The sequence below is a fragment of the Pseudomonas sp. microsymbiont 2 genome, assembly GCF_054788395.1.
Window position 1 is genome coordinate 2,545,969 of record NZ_CM139112.1, and the last position, 15,526, is coordinate 2,561,494.

13 protein-coding genes are annotated in these 15,526 nt (G+C 66.4%); 3 read left to right on the forward strand and 10 right to left on the reverse strand.

All coding sequences use genetic code 11. The features are described 5' to 3' along the window. Window positions 1-277: 277 nt before the first annotated feature. The 5 genes from ACYUME_RS11540 to ACYUME_RS11560 all read right to left on the reverse strand — a co-directional run bounded on the left by ACYUME_RS11540 (window position 278) and on the right by ACYUME_RS11560 (window position 6,616). Window positions 278-1,600, reverse strand: a complete 1,323-nt coding sequence (locus ACYUME_RS11540; protein WP_460418948.1) for a di-heme oxidoreductase family protein — start codon at window positions 1,598-1,600, stop codon at window positions 278-280. Then, the gene (locus ACYUME_RS11545; protein ID WP_460418949.1) at window positions 1,597-2,880 is read right to left on the reverse strand and encodes an ABC transporter substrate-binding protein; all 1,284 of its coding nucleotides are present in this window, start codon (window positions 2,878-2,880) and stop codon (window positions 1,597-1,599) included. The genes ACYUME_RS11540 and ACYUME_RS11545 overlap by 4 nt, the downstream gene beginning before the upstream one ends. Beyond that, window positions 2,867-4,912, reverse strand: a complete 2,046-nt coding sequence (locus ACYUME_RS11550) for a TonB-dependent receptor plug domain-containing protein (RefSeq protein WP_460418950.1) — start codon at window positions 4,910-4,912, stop codon at window positions 2,867-2,869. The genes ACYUME_RS11545 and ACYUME_RS11550 overlap by 14 nt, the downstream gene beginning before the upstream one ends. 248 nt (window positions 4,913-5,160) lie before the next feature. Beyond that, on the reverse strand, window positions 5,161-5,976 hold the full coding sequence (locus tag ACYUME_RS11555) for a protein phosphatase 2C domain-containing protein (RefSeq protein WP_279887761.1): 816 nt from the start codon (window positions 5,974-5,976) through the stop codon (window positions 5,161-5,163). A 151-nt stretch (window positions 5,977-6,127) separates the two neighbouring features. After that, window positions 6,128-6,616, reverse strand: coding sequence for a GNAT family N-acetyltransferase (locus ACYUME_RS11560; RefSeq protein ID WP_279887760.1), 489 nt, complete (start codon window positions 6,614-6,616; stop codon window positions 6,128-6,130). A 155-nt stretch (window positions 6,617-6,771) separates the two neighbouring features. Between ACYUME_RS11560 and ACYUME_RS11565 the strand changes: the two genes are divergently transcribed. The 3 genes from ACYUME_RS11565 to ACYUME_RS11575 all read left to right on the forward strand — a co-directional run bounded on the left by ACYUME_RS11565 (window position 6,772) and on the right by ACYUME_RS11575 (window position 8,077). Further along, window positions 6,772-7,119, forward strand: coding sequence for a VOC family protein (locus tag ACYUME_RS11565; protein ID WP_460418951.1), 348 nt, complete (start codon window positions 6,772-6,774; stop codon window positions 7,117-7,119). Beyond that, a complete protein-coding gene (locus tag ACYUME_RS11570; RefSeq protein ID WP_460418952.1) occupies window positions 7,116-7,436 on the forward strand; it encodes a DUF2388 domain-containing protein in 321 nt (106 codons plus the stop codon). Before ACYUME_RS11565 ends, ACYUME_RS11570 begins: the two co-directional genes overlap by 4 nt. A 161-nt stretch (window positions 7,437-7,597) precedes the next feature. Further along, window positions 7,598-8,077, forward strand: a complete 480-nt coding sequence (locus tag ACYUME_RS11575) for a VOC family protein (RefSeq protein ID WP_460418953.1) — start codon at window positions 7,598-7,600, stop codon at window positions 8,075-8,077. A gap of 95 nt (window positions 8,078-8,172) precedes the next feature. Here the strand turns inward: ACYUME_RS11575 and ACYUME_RS11580 are convergent, their stop codons facing one another. The 5 genes from ACYUME_RS11580 to ACYUME_RS11600 form a co-directional block, all read right to left on the reverse strand. Continuing rightward, complete coding sequence (locus tag ACYUME_RS11580) at window positions 8,173-9,588, reverse strand: efflux transporter outer membrane subunit (RefSeq protein WP_460418954.1); 1,416 nt, start codon at window positions 9,586-9,588, stop codon at window positions 8,173-8,175. Continuing rightward, the gene (locus ACYUME_RS11585; RefSeq protein ID WP_460418955.1) at window positions 9,585-12,764 is read right to left on the reverse strand and encodes an efflux RND transporter permease subunit; all 3,180 of its coding nucleotides are present in this window, start codon (window positions 12,762-12,764) and stop codon (window positions 9,585-9,587) included. The genes ACYUME_RS11580 and ACYUME_RS11585 overlap by 4 nt, the downstream gene beginning before the upstream one ends. 12 nt (window positions 12,765-12,776) lie before the next feature. Further along, window positions 12,777-14,018 carry a multidrug efflux RND transporter periplasmic adaptor subunit MexE gene (gene mexE, locus ACYUME_RS11590; RefSeq protein WP_279887745.1) on the reverse strand — a complete coding sequence of 414 codons (1,242 nt, stop codon included), beginning with the start codon at window positions 14,016-14,018 and terminating at the stop codon, window positions 12,777-12,779. A gap of 294 nt (window positions 14,019-14,312) precedes the next feature. Further along, window positions 14,313-14,906 (reverse strand): eCIS core domain-containing protein, encoded by a 594-nt coding sequence (locus tag ACYUME_RS11595; RefSeq protein ID WP_460418956.1) that lies wholly within the window; start codon window positions 14,904-14,906, stop codon window positions 14,313-14,315. Beyond that, on the reverse strand, window positions 14,893-15,456 hold the full coding sequence (locus ACYUME_RS11600; protein ID WP_279887742.1) for a TetR/AcrR family transcriptional regulator: 564 nt from the start codon (window positions 15,454-15,456) through the stop codon (window positions 14,893-14,895). The genes ACYUME_RS11595 and ACYUME_RS11600 overlap by 14 nt, the downstream gene beginning before the upstream one ends. Between the last annotated feature and the right edge of the window lie 70 nt (window positions 15,457-15,526).

Below are 15,526 nucleotides of genomic sequence, written 5' to 3' on the forward strand. Positions count from 1 at the left end.
CCGCTCCTACATTTGTTTCGGGCCAATTATTCCTGTGAAAGTACCGCTGCCCGCCTTGGCGCATGCCCTGAGCCATGTGGGGCGACAGCAACGCCCACGCTGAAATTGTGTCGAGCCAACAAGGCGGACCAGGTAATGGCACAGGATTGACTGGCCCGAAACAGATGTAGGAGCGGCCTTGCGTCGCGATGCGCCGCGCGGGCGGCGCTCGATCTCACAGGCGCTGCAAAGGTTAGGTCAAGCACCTCGCCGCCAACACGCGATGAAGGACTGATGCCTAGAGCGACATCAGAAACGCCTCCAGCGCTCGCCGCGCCGCGCCGGGCAGCTGCCGGTAGCGCTCGCGGGCCGGCTCGGCCTCGCCGCCATGCCAGAGGATCGCCTCGCTCAGGTTCCTGGCCCGGCCATCATGCAGGTAGCCACTGCCGGGGGCGATGATCTGGCTCAGGCCAAGCCCCCAGAGCGGCGGCGTTTTCCACTCACGCCCCGTGGCGAGAAAGTCCGCGCGACCGTCGGCCAGCCCCTCGCCCATGTCATGCAGCAGCAAGTCGCTGTGGGGCGCGATCCGCTGGGCCGGTAGCGTGGGAAAATCCGCATGCCTGCCGGTCTGCACCACGGGCGTGTGGCAGGCGGTGCAGCCGATGGCGGCGAACAGCCGCTCACCGTCGATCACCTCGGGTTTGTCGCGGTCGCGACGCGCCGGGGCGGCAAGGTGGGCGAAGTAGTAATGCAGGTCGGCCAGCTGCAGGCCATCGAGCTCCGGTTCGCCCCCACCTGGCGCCTGTCGACAGGCTGTCTGTGCCGGGGTGCAGTTCTGTCGCGGGTACAGCGGCGAGGTGATGCCCAGGTCGCCGTGCATCGCGCTGGCGATCTGCTGCCGAAGGTCGGGTTGGTTGGCCTTGAGGCCGAAGCGGCCGGGCTCCAGGCGCTTGCGTTCGACGCTCCACACCTGGTTGATCCGGCCTTTCACGCCATCGGATTTCGCTGCGTTGGCCAGCGCCTGAAGGGTGCTGGCCTCGATGGCCTCGAGCAGCCCCAGGCCGAACACCGGAGGCGCCACCCGGGCCGAGGTGCGCACTGGTCCCAGCGCACCATAAGCCAATGCTTCGAAGCGCAGGCTCGGCTTGCGCAGCATGACCACTTCACCGTCGGCCAGTCGTAGTGGGTGCTCCTCCCAGCTCAGCAGTGCCCGGCCCTCACCCGGCACGCCGGGAATCCCCAGCTCGTTGAGCTGGTCGCCATAGACCGGGTGCGGCGCGGGTTCGCCGTGCTCGCCGAGGCCCTCGATCGACAGCCGCACCAACAGGCTGCGCATCGGTTCGCCGGGCTGAGCCGGCGCCTGGCCACGGCCATTGCGCGGGTGGCAGGCGATGCAGGTGATGCGATTGTGCAGGGGCCCCAGGCCGTCGACAGCGCTGTCCAGTGACGGCGCGATCACCCAGGCCTGGTGGAACAGGCCACGACCACGAAAGAAGCGCTCCAGCTGCGCATCCTCGACCAGCCCGGGCATGGGCTGGGCGAAGGCGGTACGGGCAGGTTGCGCGCAGACGTGTCCAGCGCCGCACAGCAGCATCAGCAGCGCGGTGCAAGCCCGCTTCACAGCCCCATCCCGTCGAGCAAGCGCTCGGCCTCGGTGAAGCGCAAGGCGGCCTGGAACTGCCAGTCGATTTCGCGGCGGCCCAGCGCGTCTGTTGGCGATGTCTGCGCGCCATGGTCCTGGCGCAGGGCGAACAGCCTCAACAGTTCGGGCGAGCGCGCTTGCGCCGAGCTGATCGGCGGTTGAGTGAGCTGGTTGCGCACGGCCTGCAGGTCGTGGCCGGCGTTTTCACCGGCATGGACCCGGCTCCACAAGCCGCTCAGCCGCTCGTGAGAGAGGCTCAGCCACTGGCTGAAGAGCGCGCTCACCAGTCCCAGTCGCTCGCGCGAGGCGTCGTTGCCATAGCGGTAGGCGCCTTGGCGCGCAGCAGTGAAGGGGTCGTGATAGTCGCCGGGTAGCTGCGCGTATACGCTTGGGCGTGCCGGCAGCTTGCGGATCTCGGGATCGGCCAGCAGTTTCTGGCCGTCCGCTGACAGCACGAACGCGGCGAAGTCCCTTGCGCCCTGCACATGGCGGGCCTTGGCGGTGATCGCGATATGCGCGGGATTGAGCCCGCCATGACGCGGGTAGACGAAGCCCACGTCTTCGCCATTGGCGATCGCCGAGGCGACGAAGAAGTCGATCGACAGCCCCACCGCGACACGGCCACTGGCGACCTCGTCGCTCACCAGCGTGCCACCCCGGCTGACCAGGCGCGACTGCCCGGCCAGCTCGCTCCACAGCGCCCAGCCACGCTCCCAGCCATAGGCATCGAGCACAATATCGAGCATGACCGGGGCAAAGCCGACACGGCCTGGATCGGGCAGGGCAACGCGCCCGCGCAGGCGTGGGTCAAGCAGGTCGGGCCAGTCCTGCGGCGCCGGCACGTTCAGTTGCCGCAGCAACGAAGGCTGGATGGCGAAGCCGTAACCCGCAAGTTCCGTGGCCTGGTAACGCTGGTCGCGGTCACGCAAGGGCATGCCAGCGATCTTCGCCGGCAGCCCGGCGAGATCGATACCCAGTGGTTGCCAGCCGCCATCCTGGGCCAGCCGGGCGAAGTTGCCGGGCGACGGCGCCCAGTAGACGTCGACGCCGCCCTGGTCGGGCTGCAGCAGGAAGGGCAGGGCATCGAAGCCCTGGCGCCACACCAGCTGCAGGCGATGTTCGGGGTGGGCCTGGGCGAAGGCGTCCTCGAAGCGGGTCATCATCGCCTCGGGATAGCTGGTCAGCACCACCACCGGCTGCGCCTGCGTGGCCCCGCTCCACAGGGCGAGGGCCAGCAGCCATGGCTTACAGCGGCACATTGAACTGCACGAAGTAGTTGCGGCCCATTTCCGGATAGCCCTCGGTGTATTCATAGAGACGGTCGAACAGGTTGCGCACGCCGGCCTCGATGCGCAGGTCGTTGGCGAAGGTGTAGCCGGTCTTGAGGTTGTAGATGGCGTAGCCGTTGGCGACCTGGGTGCCGTCCGAGGCGCTGTAGCGGCGCGAGGCGGCCTCGACGCTGCCGGTATGACGCCAGGCCCCTTGGTTCCAGGTGGCCGAGGCGAACAGGTTGTGGCGCGGGGTATCCACCGGGCGGATGTCCGGATTGCTGCGGTTCTGGCGGTCGAGGTAGGTGTAGCTGGCGCCCAGCTGCCAGTCGCCGATGTCGCCCTTCAGGCCCAGCTCCACACCCTGGTTGCGCGCCTTGGCGATGTTCTGGTACTGCCCGCAAGGGGCCGCGCAGCCTGGCTGCGGCGCCACGGTGACCTGCTGGATGGAGTCTTCGACCTCGCTGATGAACAGCGCGGCATCCAGCGACCACAGGTCGCTGAGCGAACCGGCGTAGCCCAGCTCGTAGTGGGTGGCGCGTTCGGACTTGAGGTCCGGGCTGGGGATCACCGTGCCGAAGCGGGTCGAGTAGCGGTCCTTGATGGTGGCGAAGCGGCTCTTGCGCGCCACGGTCAGGCGCACCTGGCCGTCGTGGTCGATGGCCAGCAGGGGGCCGGTGTTGATGAACAGGCCCAATTGGGCATTGACCGCATCGTCGCTGCCGGTGGGCTCGTCGTACAGGGTCTTGACCCGTGGCGAGGCCGTGTTGGTGCCGAAGTTCTCGGCATCCAGGCTCTTGCGGTAGTTGTACGACACGCCACCGACCACGCTGAACACCTCGTCGAGCTTCCAGGTGTCTTCCAGGGCAATGGACTGGGTCTGGTCGCGAAAATGCGTCCACGGGTCGCCACCATCGCGGGAGCGATGCACATCCTCCTTGAAGTGGTAGGCGATACCCAGGCGGTTGCTGGCTGTCAGGGCGAGGTCGCCCTCGATGGAGAAACCGCTGGATTCGTCGTCGTACTTGCTGGGGAAGCCCGATTGCAGCGGGCCGACGATGCCGTTGTTGTAGGTGAAACTCTCCAGCGAGTTCTTGAAGGTGTCGTGGTAGACCCGGGTCTTCAGGCCGTGCTCGCCGAAGCGGGTGTGGGTGGCCAGGAACAGGCTGGTCTTGTCCCAGGTCGGCCACTCCCACCAGCGCTTGCGCTGCCCGGTGGCGGGCAGGTCGCCGGCATAGGGCGGCTGGCCCTTGCGGCCTTGCTGCTGGACATAGCCGAGCACGTACTCATCGGTGTCGTTGGGGGTCAGGCCGAGCTTGAAGCTGAATTTGCCGTCGCGCTTGTCGCTGTTCTCTCGGCGACCTTCGCCCTGTTGGTTGTTGGTTGGCTTGAAGTCGTCGGGCAGCAGGGTGTAGTCGTAGTCGACATAGGACACGCCACCTTGCATCCACCAGTTGCCCTGGTTGGAGCCGGCGTTGACGTAGCTGCGGTAGGCATTGACGTTGCCGTGGTCGGTCAGCTCCAGGCCGCCGCCCACTTCACCCTCGAAGGCCTGGGTCGGGCGGCGGGTGACCAGGTTGATCGCGCCGCCCAGGGTGTTGGGACCATACAGCAGCGAGGCGAAGCCCTTGGCCACTTCGACGCGCGACAGGTCGTAGGTGGTGAAGCGACCCAGATCGATATTGCCGTCGTAGGGCACGTAGGTGGGAATGCCGTCGATGAACACCGGCACCTGCAGGCGATCGAAGCCGCGCACGAAGACCACCTGCTCGGCGCGCCCGCCGATATAGGCGAGGTTGACGCCGGGTGCCAGGGCCAGGGCCTTGTCGACCGTCTCCCGATCATGCAGGCGCATGTCGGCGGCCTCGACCACCGAGCTGCCGGTGGCCAGTTTGTCGTCCTGCGGCGCGGAAATACGGATTTCGCCGAGGGTGAACGGTTTTTCCTGCTCGTCGGCGAACGCGGGAGAGGTGGCCATGGCGGCGAGCGCGGCCAGGGACAGGCGGGGGGCTAGCGACTTCATGTCGGCTCCTTGCTGGGCCATGCCGGTGACGGCGCGTGGCCTCGTTATAGATTTTTATATACAGCGATGGACGATAAAAAACCCGTCGACTCACCCTCCCCAGGGCATCGACGGGTCTACTTTCACTTGACATATAAATGGAGCGTTGCCAAGCCGGGCAATCCTAGCGCCGACTGACGATTGGAATCAACGGTGTATACAAAAATATATGTCGATTGAGTGGGGCAGGATGCGTTCGGATGGACGCCTCAGGCAACACGCAACCAGATCGCCGAAGCGTCGTCGCTCTTCTTGAAACGCGGGTAACGCAGGCAGGCGGCATCTTCCCGCTCGATGGCGCGCAGCCGGCGGGCCAGTTCGTCCAGCCCGTCGGACAGCAACTGATCGATGAAACCATCGGGCTCAAGGACCCTGTAGGGTGAGAGCAACGCCGCCAGGCCATCGCTCATCAGCACGATATCGTCGCCTCGAGAGACGGGGTGGCGTGTGTAGCGGGTATGCTCACGGGCGCAGGCGGCATCGACGCTGAGCACCTCCCGAGCACGCATGCGCGCAGCACGGCGGTCCTCCAGCACGGCAGGCGGGCGCACGCCATGAGCACCAATCCCGGCACCGAGGGCGGCAGCGGCAGCGCATTCGTCATCGTGATCCGGCGCAGGGGTAAGGAAGCGTACGCCATCCGTGCCGCGATGCAGCACCACGCAGTCGGCCAGATGCGCGCAGACCAGTTCGACACCCTCCAGGGCAACCGCGGCAAAGGCGGCACGCGGTAGTTCCCAGCTACCGAACGGCTCGCGGCGGCGTTCATTCTCGTAAGCTTTGGCGATGCTCTCGAACACGTCGTGGCAAATACCCGACAACGAACCAGACGCGGCGCAGAAGGCCCGTTGCGCCGTCGATGAGAGCCAGGCCGCACCGCCACGCTCCCCCAGCAGTCCAGGTTCTCCCAGGTCGGTGGCGCCGTCGATGACCCAGGCATGGCGCTCGGCGCAGCCAATGCGGTCATCGTTGGGGACGCCGGACTTGCCGGCCAGGCTCAAGGTCTGGATCAGGTCGAAATGCATCACAGGCTCCATGCAGTATCGGGTCGTGGGTGTGCGCAGCCCCGACCTTGAACGTTATGCCGGCACACGTCAAACCCATGCACCCCGTGTGGCCCTGCGATGACTGTGCAAGCGTGACCCGGTGTGCGCAACTGGTAAAACTGTCAGGGTTTCACAGCACCTTGGCCATTTCCGTGGTGGCTGCCCAGCCAAGCCCGGCATAGACCGGCCTGCCGACCTCGGTGGCATGCAGTACTGCAAAGCCCACGCCCCGGCGGATGAACTCGGCCTCGGCCAGGCGCATCAGGCTCGAGGCCAGGCCTCGACGCCGATGCGAGGGCTGGACGTAGACGTTGAGCACATAGCCGCGCCGGTCCTCGCTCGGGTGAGCGGGGTGGGGCGGCCATTCGATCTCCATCAGGCCGATCGCCGCCACGGGCAGGCCAGCGTCCACCAGGGCGAAGCCGTAGTAGCGACCATCAGCCAGGCGGGGTCGCAGCCACGGACGGAAGTGTTTGCGCATGGTGCACAGGCGTGCAGGATCACCGCCAGCCTCGAGGAACATGGCCTCGCGCTGGGCGCAGATCATCTCCAGGTCGCTGGGTTGCAGAGGGCGCACGGCCAGGCCGTGCAGATAGAGCGTGGCAGGGATATCGTTCATGACAGGCACCTTGGATCGGGAGTTCGATGCTAGGGCCGTCGGCGACCGGGCGTCAGATACAGATGACCGGCAAACACGGCATACAGTGCGCTTGCTGGCCAGGACGAATGCGGCGATGATCCGCGACATTCGCCACGCTCACCGACGAGGCCAGCATGCCCATCGCCCCGATTCTCTATTGCGCCGATCTGCAAGCCACCCGTACTCACTATCGGGACGTACTGGGCTTCACCGTTACCGATAGCGCCCAATCGACGCTCACCGTGCAGTTGCAGGACTGCCGCCTGCTGTTCACGCAGGCGGACCTGTGGCAACAGTCGCCGGGGTGCTCGGGGACGTTCTATCTGGTGATTGATGATGTCGAGGGCTATCACTCGCGAGTCAGGGCGGGTGCGAACATCGCCTGGCCACTGCAAGACACGAGCTATGGTTCGCGGGAGTTCGGGGTGCGCGATTGCAACGGCTATTTCCTGGCTTTCAGCGACTCACGGGCGGTCTCTTGACGCGCGCCGGCAGCGTGCTGCTGGCCTGGCTGGCGTTCACCACCCAGGCCTGGGGCATGGACGGCAAAGGTAACTCCACCGACCATTTCACCGTTGGCTCCAGCCTCGGTACCGCCGCAGCGAGCGGATCCACCAGCCGTCCCGCGCGCACCTATCAGGCGGCGCGCGACGATGCGCTGCAGTTCATCGCCTCCGAGGGCCGCCTGCGTGGGGCGCGGCTGGAGCAGGCGCTGCGTGAGTATCGCCAGGCGCATCCCGGCAGCATTGCCAGTGATCCGGAGCTGGCCCAGGCATTCGCTTGCTCATCGGGGGCATGATGTGGGGCGCAACTGGCCTGTAGAGTATTCGTGGTTTACCTCTGCCCCCGTGGGAGCGGCTTTATCGGGGCGCTGGCCTCACCGTTGATCGCAGGCCCACAAGCCGGGGGGATCGCCGGACTAGACTCGGTGGCATCGCGCAGGCCACAGGAGCCATGACCATGACCCCGAAGAACAGCATCTGCCTCTGGTTCGACCACGATGCCGAGCAGGCGGCCAATTTCTACGCCCGGACCTTCCCGGACAGCCAGGTGACTGCCGTGCACAAGGCCCCTGGCGACTACCCGTCGGGCAAGGCGGGCGATGTGATCACGGTCGAATTCACCGTGATGGGCATTCCCTGCATCGGTCTGAACGGCGGCAAGGCCTTCACCCACAGCGAGGCGTTTTCCTTCCAGGTGGCCACCGACAGCCAGGAGGAAACCGACCGCTACTGGAACGCCATCGTCGGCAACGGTGGGCAGGAGAGCGTGTGCGGCTGGTGCAAGGACAAATGGGGGCTGTCATGGCAGATCAGCCCGCGCGTCCTCACCCAGGCCGTCGCCAGCCCCGACCGGGCGGCGGCCAAGCGCGCGTTCGACGCCATGATGAGCATGACCAAGATTGATATCGCCGCCATCGAGAAGGCCATCAAGGGGTAGACCCGCAGCCATAAAAAAGCCCCGCGGGCCAAGGCCAGCGGGGCAAAGTGGTTGGGGGAGGAACCAACCAAAGGAGTCTTCAATTCATCCTGCGATCACTGTGCGCTGGCCACCGCCTCGGGTTGCCAGCCACCGCCGAGGGCCTTGTAGATCGCCACGATCCCGCTGTACAGCTCGACCTCGCCCTGGGCCTGGGCATCCTCGGCGCTCAGGCGCTCGCGTTCGGCGTCCAGCAGCACCAGGTAATCCACCGTGCCTTCGCGATAGCGCACCGAGGCCAGCTCGGCGGCCTTGCGGCTGGCCTCGCTCTGGCGCATCAGCGCCAGCAGGCGCTGCTGGCGCTTGCCATAGTCGCTGAAGGCGTTGGCCGACTCTTCCAGGGCCAGCAGTACCTGCTGCTCGTAGCTGGCCAGGGCGCCATCGGCCTCGGCCTTGGCGCCGCGCAGGCGAGCCCGCACGCTGCCCAGGTCGAACGCCGCCCAGCTGATGGTCGGGCCCAGCGCCCAGGCGTTGGCGGCCGAAGAGCCGATCTGCGAGCCACGCGCGGCAGTGAAGCCTAGGAAGCCGCTGAGGCTCACCCGTGGGAACAGGTCGGCGGTGGCCACGCCGACATTGGCAGTGGCGGCGGCCAGCTGGCGCTCGGCGCTGCGGATGTCCGGGCGGCGGCGCAGCAGCTCGCCGGGGTCGCCTACCGGCAGGGCCTTGGCGATGGCCGGCAGGGCCTTGGGCGAGAGGTCGACCGTCAGTGCGTCCGGACGCTGGCCGAGCAGGGTGGCGATGCGGTTCTTCGCCCGCACTTGTTCGGCCTGCAGCTGTGGCACGGTCGCCTCGACCCCCGCCAGGCGTGCATCGGCGCGCACCACATCGAGCTCGTTGCCGACCCCGGTGTCGCGCAGGGTCACGGTGATATCCCGCGACTCCTGCTGGGTCTTGAGGTTGGCCACGGCGATCTTCTCGCGCAACTGGGCACCGCGCAGCTGGCCATAGGCATCGACCAGCTCGGCGATCAGGCTCACCTGCAGCTGTTGCAGGTCGGCCTCGGCGGCCGCTTCCTGGGCTTCGCTGGCTTCGATCTGGCGCTGGATGCGGCCGAACAGGTCAAGCTCCCAGGCCATGTCCAGGCCCAGGTCGTAGCGCTCGCTGTTGACCCGGCGCTCGGTCTGGCCGGGCACCTGGCCTTTGCCGAGGTCGCTGCTGGCGCGGCTGGTGACCACCGGCAGCTGGTCGTTGGAGGCATCCTCGCGAATCGCCCGCGCCGCCTTCAGCCGGGCGAAGGCCACACGCAGGTCACGGTTGCCGTTCAGCGACGCCTGTACCAGTTGGTTGAGCACCGGGTCGTCGAACTGCTTCCACCACACGCTCTCGAAGCGGCTGCGGTCGAAGGCCTTGGCTTGCAGGCTGCTGTCGAGCTGCGCAGGCTCAGTGGCCGGGGTCTTGTAGTCCGGGCCCACGGCGCAGGCCGCCAGGGCCAGGGCCAGCAGGCTCGGGGTCAGGGGTTTGAGCAGCTTCATGCATGGTTCTCCAGCGCTACGACGTGCTTGGCCTTGCGGGCCTGGCGACGCTCGACGAAACGGCGAATCAGGAAGAAGAACACCGGAGTCAGGAACAGGCCGAACACGGTCACCCCGATCATCCCCGAGAACACCGCCACACCCATGGCGTGACGCATCTCGGCACCGGCGCCGGAGGAGAACACCAGCGGCACCACACCCATGATGAAGGCGATCGACGTCATCAGGATCGGGCGCAGACGCAGGCGGCACGCTTCCAGCACCGCGGCCAGCGGGTCGAGGCCCTTGGCCTGCTCATCCTTGGCGAACTCGACGATCAGGATCGCGTTCTTGCACGCCAGGCCCACCAGCACGATCAAACCGATCTGGGTGAAGATGTTGTTGTCGCCACCGGAGACGATCACCCCGGTAATGGCCGACAGCAGGGTCATCGGCACGATCAGGATCACCGCCAGCGGCAGGCTCCAGCTTTCGTACTGGGCGGCCAGCACCAGGAAGGCCAGCAGCACGCAGAGCGGGAACACGAACAGCGCGGTGTTGCCCGAGAGGATCTGCTGGTAGGTCAGGTCGGTCCACTCGAAGGTCATGCCGTTGGGCAGTTCCTCTTTGAGCAGTTTCTCGATCGCCGCCTCGGCCTGGCCGGAGCTGTAGCCGGGGGCCGCGGCACCGTTGATCTCGGCGGTGATGAAACCGTTGTAGTGCATCACCCGATCGGGGCCCGAGGTATCGCTGACCTTGAGGAAGGTCGCCAGCGGGATCATCTCGCCCAGGTTGTTGCGCACCTTCAGCTGGCCGATCTGCTCGGCGTCGAGGCGGAACTGCTGCTCGGCCTGGACGTTGACCTGGTAGGTGCGACCAAAGCGGTTGAAGTCGTTGGTGTACAGCGAGCCCAGGTAGACCTGCAGGGTGTCGAAGATGTCATTGATCGCCACGCCGTGGGTCTTGGCCTTTTCCCGGTCGATGGCGGCATCGACCTGTGGCACGTTGACCTGGTAGCTGGTGAACAGGCCTGCCAGTTCCGGCACGTTGTGGCTCTTGGCGATGATGTTCTGGGTTTCCTTGTACAGCGCTTCGTAGCCCAGGTTGCCGCGGTCTTCGATTTGCAGGCGGAAGCCGCCGATGGTGCCCAGGCCTTGGACCGGCGGAGGCGGGAAGATCGCGATATAGGCGTCCTGGATATCGGCGAACTGCGCGTTCAGGGCCGCCGCGATGGCCGCCGCCGACTGGCTCGGGTCCTTGCGCTCGTCGAACGGCTTGAGCGGGGTGAACACGATGCCGCTGTTCGGGCTGTTGGTGAAACCATTGATCGACAGGCCCGGGAAGGCCACCGAATCGGCCACGCCCGGTTGCTTGAGGGCGATCTCGCTCATCTTCTTGATCACCGCCTCGGTACGGTCGAGGCTGGCGGCGTCAGGCAGCTGGGCGAAGGCCACCAGGTACTGCTTGTCCTGGGCCGGGACGAAGCCGGTCGGGGTCGACGAGAAGCCCAGGTAGGTCAGGCCCATGAGGCCGGCGTAGACGAACAGGGCGATGCCGCTGGAGCGGATGACCCGGCGCACGCCACCGACATAGCCGTGGCTGGCGCGGTCGAAGAAGCGGTTGAATGGGGCGAACAGCCAGCTACCCAGCAGTTTTTCCAGGAACAGCGAGAAGCGGTCCTTGGGCGCGTGGTGCTCTTTGAGCAGGACGGCAGCCAGGGCCGGCGACAGGGTCAGCGAGTTGAACGCCGAGATCACGGTCGAGATGGCGATGGTCAGGGCGAACTGCTTGTAGAACTGCCCGGTCAGGCCGGAGATGAATGCCGCCGGTACGAACACGGCGCACAGCACCAGGGCGGTGGCGATGATCGGGCCGGTCACCTCGCTCATGGCTTTTTGCGTGGCCTCGAGCGGTTTCAGGCCGAGCCCGATATTGCGCTCGACGTTTTCCACCACGACGATGGCGTCGTCCACCACGATACCGATGGCCAGCACCAGGCCGAACAATGACAACGCGTTGAGCGAGAAGCCGAACAGGTGCATCACCGCGAAGGTGCCGATCAGCGATACCGGCACGGCCAGCAGCGGGATGATCGAGGCGCGCCAGGTCTGCAGGAACAGGATCACCACCAGCACGACGAGCACCAGGGCTTCGAACAGGGTGTGCACCACCGCTTCGATGGAGCCACGGACGAACACGGTCGGGTCATAGACGATGCTGTAGTCCATGCCTTCCGGGAAGTCCTTCTTCAGCTCGGCCATCTTCGCCCGCACTTCGTCGGAGATCTCGATGGCGTTGGAGCCAGGGCGCTGGAAGATCGGCAGGGCCACGGCCGGCTGGTTGTTCAGCAGCGAGCGCAGGGCGTACTGGCTGGAGCCCAGCTCGACCCGGGCGATGTCCTTCAGGCGCGTGATCTCGCCATCGGCGCCTGCGCGGATGATGATGTTCTCGAACTCTTCCTCGTTGACCAGGCGGCCTTGGGTGTTGATCGACAGCTGGAAACTGGTCGAGCCGGGGGCGGGCGGGGCGCCCAGCTGGCCGGCGGCGACCTGGCGGTTCTGCTCGCGGATCGCCGCGACCACGTCGCTGGCGGTCAGGTTGCGCGAGGCGGTCTTGTTCGGGTCGAGCCACACGCGCAGCGAGTAGTCGCCCATGCCGAACAGCTGCACGTCGCCCACGCCGCCCAGGCGCGCCAGCTCATCCTTGATGTTGAGGATGGCGTAGTTGGACAGGTAGAGCATGTCGTAGCGGTTGTCCGGCGAGGTCAGGTGCACGACCATGGTCAGGTCGGGCGAGGCCTTGTCGACGGTGATACCGATGCGCGTCACTTCCTCCGGCAGCTTGGGCTGGGTGCGGGTCACGCGGTTCTGCACCTGCACCTGGGCGTTGTCCAGGTCGGTGCCCAGGGCGAAGGTGATGGTCAGGGTCAGCTTGCCGTCGGCGGTCGATTGCGAGGACATGTACAGCATGTTCTCGACGCCGGTGATGGCTTGCTCCAGCGGCGCGGCGACGGTCTCGCCGATCACCTTGGGGTTGGCGCCGGGGAAGTTGGCGCGCACCACCACGGTGGGCGGCACCACTTCGGGGTATTCGCTGATCGGCAGCTGGAACAGCGAGATCGAGCCCGCGATCAGCAGCACCAGCGACAGCACCGCGGCGAAGATCGGCCGGGTAATGAAGAATTTCGAAAAGTTCATCGGTGTTGTCCCTTAACCGCGTGGCGCTTGGGCGCTGGCGACTTTGACATTGGCGCCGGCAACCTTGGGCGCCGGATTGCTGGCCTCCAGGGCCTGGCGCTGCTGGGCGAGGGCGGCGAGGGTCTGTTCACTGGCCATCGGAGTTTCCTCGGGGGTTACCGGCGAGCCTGGACGCACGCGCTGCAGGCCCTTGACCACGATGCGGTCGTCCTTGCCCAGGCCGTTGCGCACGATGCGCAGGCCTTCGAGCTTGGGACCGAGTTCCACGGCGCGGTAGGTGGCCTTGTTGTCCTTGTCCATGACCAGCACGAACTTCTTGCCAAGGTCGGTGCCGACCGCTTCGTCGTTGATCAGCACGGCATCGTACTGGGCGCTGCCGACCAGCTTCAGGCGTGCGTACAGGCCGGGGGTGAACTGGCCGTCGCGGTTGTCGAACACGGCACGGCCACGGATGGTGCCGGTGCGCGGGTTGACCTGGTTGTCGACGAAGTTCATCTGGCCCAGGTGCGGGTTGCCGGCTTCGTTGGTCAGCCCCAGGTACACCGGGGTGCTCTGGCCGCGCTGGCCGTCGCGGGCCAGTTGGGTGTACTTGAGGTACACGCGCTCGTCGGCGTCGAAGTAGGCGTAGACCTTGTCGGTGGAGACCAGGCTGGTCAGCGGGGTGACGTCGGCGGTGACGATGTTGCCGGCGGTGAACTCGGCGCGGCTGACGCGGCCGCTGATTGGCGCGGTGACCCGGGTGAAGCTCAGGTTCAGGCGGGCCAGGTCGAGCTGCGCCTGGATCGCGTCGACCCCGGCGCGGGCTTCGGCGGCGGCGCTGCTGCGCGATTCGGCAAGTTCCGCGGAGATGGCGTTGCTGTCGCGCAGGCGCTCGCCACGACGGGCTTCGTTGGCACTGCGGATGGCGGTGGCCTTGGCCTGTTGCAGCTGGGCTTCGAGACGGCGGACTTCAGCCTGGAACGGGCGCGGGTCGATCTGGAACAGCAAATCGCCTTTTTTCACCTGGGCGCCTTCGGTGAACGCCACCAGGTCGACCTGGCCGGAGACGCGTGGGCGAACCTCTACGGTTTCCGGCGCTTCCAGGCGCCCGGTGAACTCGTCCCATTCGTTGATCGGCTGCTCGATGACCTTGGCCACGCTGACCTTGGGCGCGGCGGGAGCCTGCACAGCGTCGGGGGTGCGACCGCAAGCGCTGAGCACCACCACTGCCAGGGCAGCGAGGGGGAAGCGCAAGGGTTTGAGTGAGTGATCCATGGAGAACTCCGCCAAAGTATTAGTAGTGGGCGGAGTGTGAGTGCCTTGCGCGTGGCGCACGAATCGAATGCAGCGAAGGTTATTATCACGAGCAATGATATGTCGGATGCCGTCATCGATCCGGACGCATGATTTCAGGCTGGCATCATCCCCTGTAGGAGCGGCCTTGTGTCGCGAAAGGGCTGCGCAGCAGCCCCCGGGTTTCAGCGTTGACGCATATATCGCCGGGGCTGCTCTGCAGCCCTTTCGCGACACAAGGCCGCTCCTACACAGGGGGATGATGTAATTCGGCAGTCAGCGCGGTCCGCCGAATGTCTTTTCGCGCAACGCCTTGGCCACCTGCGCCTCGATCTCGTAGGCCGGCCCTTCCAGCGCCTGGTAATCCCGGGTATAGCGCCGGGCGAATTCCTCCACCCCCAGCTCCTGATACTGCTGCACATGCTTGAGCTCATGGGCCCACAGCGCCACGTTGTCCTCGGCATCGGCGGGGCGACGGAAGATGATGGTGTCGATCAGCGTCACCGCATTCACGTCCGGATTCTGCAACAGCGCATTGGCGGCGCTGATCTGTCGTTCATCCCCCACCCGGTAGCGGGCCGCGTCGAGCACGGCGAAGTCGTACCAGGGCTCGAGCTGGGCGCGGATGTGCAACGGGATCGGCGCGCTGCCGCTGGCCGCTGCCTCGTCACGGGCCTGGCGCAGGGCGAACACCAGGCTGGCGGTGGCCATGCGTTCGACATCCTGCAGCACCTGGCCGCCCTGGCTGGGGTCGATGGGGGCGCAGAAGCACACCACCAGGCAAACCTGGTACTGCCCGACCGGGCAACTGTCCTGGGCGAAGACGGGGAGGGTCAGCAACAGCCCGAGCAGCGCGCTAGCGAGCTTCATCGAAGACCCGGTCGATCAGCGTGCGACTCGCCTCCAGCACCTGTGCCTGCACCGCTTCGCTGGCCAGCATGCGACCTACCACCAGGGCGCCGACGCACTGGCTGAGCAAGGCCCAGGCCAGTTCCGGGTCGTCGAGCGTCTCGCTCCACGCCTGGTGCAGCGCCACCAGCCAGTGCTCGGCCTGCTCGCGCACGGGCCGCTCGGCGCGGGCGATCTCCACCCCGAGCGGCGGCAGCGGGCAGCCGCCTTCGGCATTGTGCAGGTGCGCCAGGCTCAGGTACTGGTCGAGCAGGCGCTTGAGCCGGGCGCGGTCGCTGCCGCGCTCCACCAGGCGCGCCAATGGGCTGTTGGCCAGTTCGCGGCGGACGATCTCGCTGAACAGGTCGTCCTTGGAGGGGAAGTGGTTGTAGAAGGCGCCGCCGGTCAGGCCGATGGCCTTCATCAGCCCGGCCACGCCGGTGGCGGCGAAGCCGCCGCGCTTGGCCAGGGCGCCGCTGCTGGCCAGCAGCTTCTCGCGGGTCTGTTGCTTGTGGTCGGTGGCGTAGCGCATCCGCGGAACCTCGTGCTGCGGGCTTGACGATGACGGCATCGTAGCATAGCGTTCGTTTACTAAACGATCA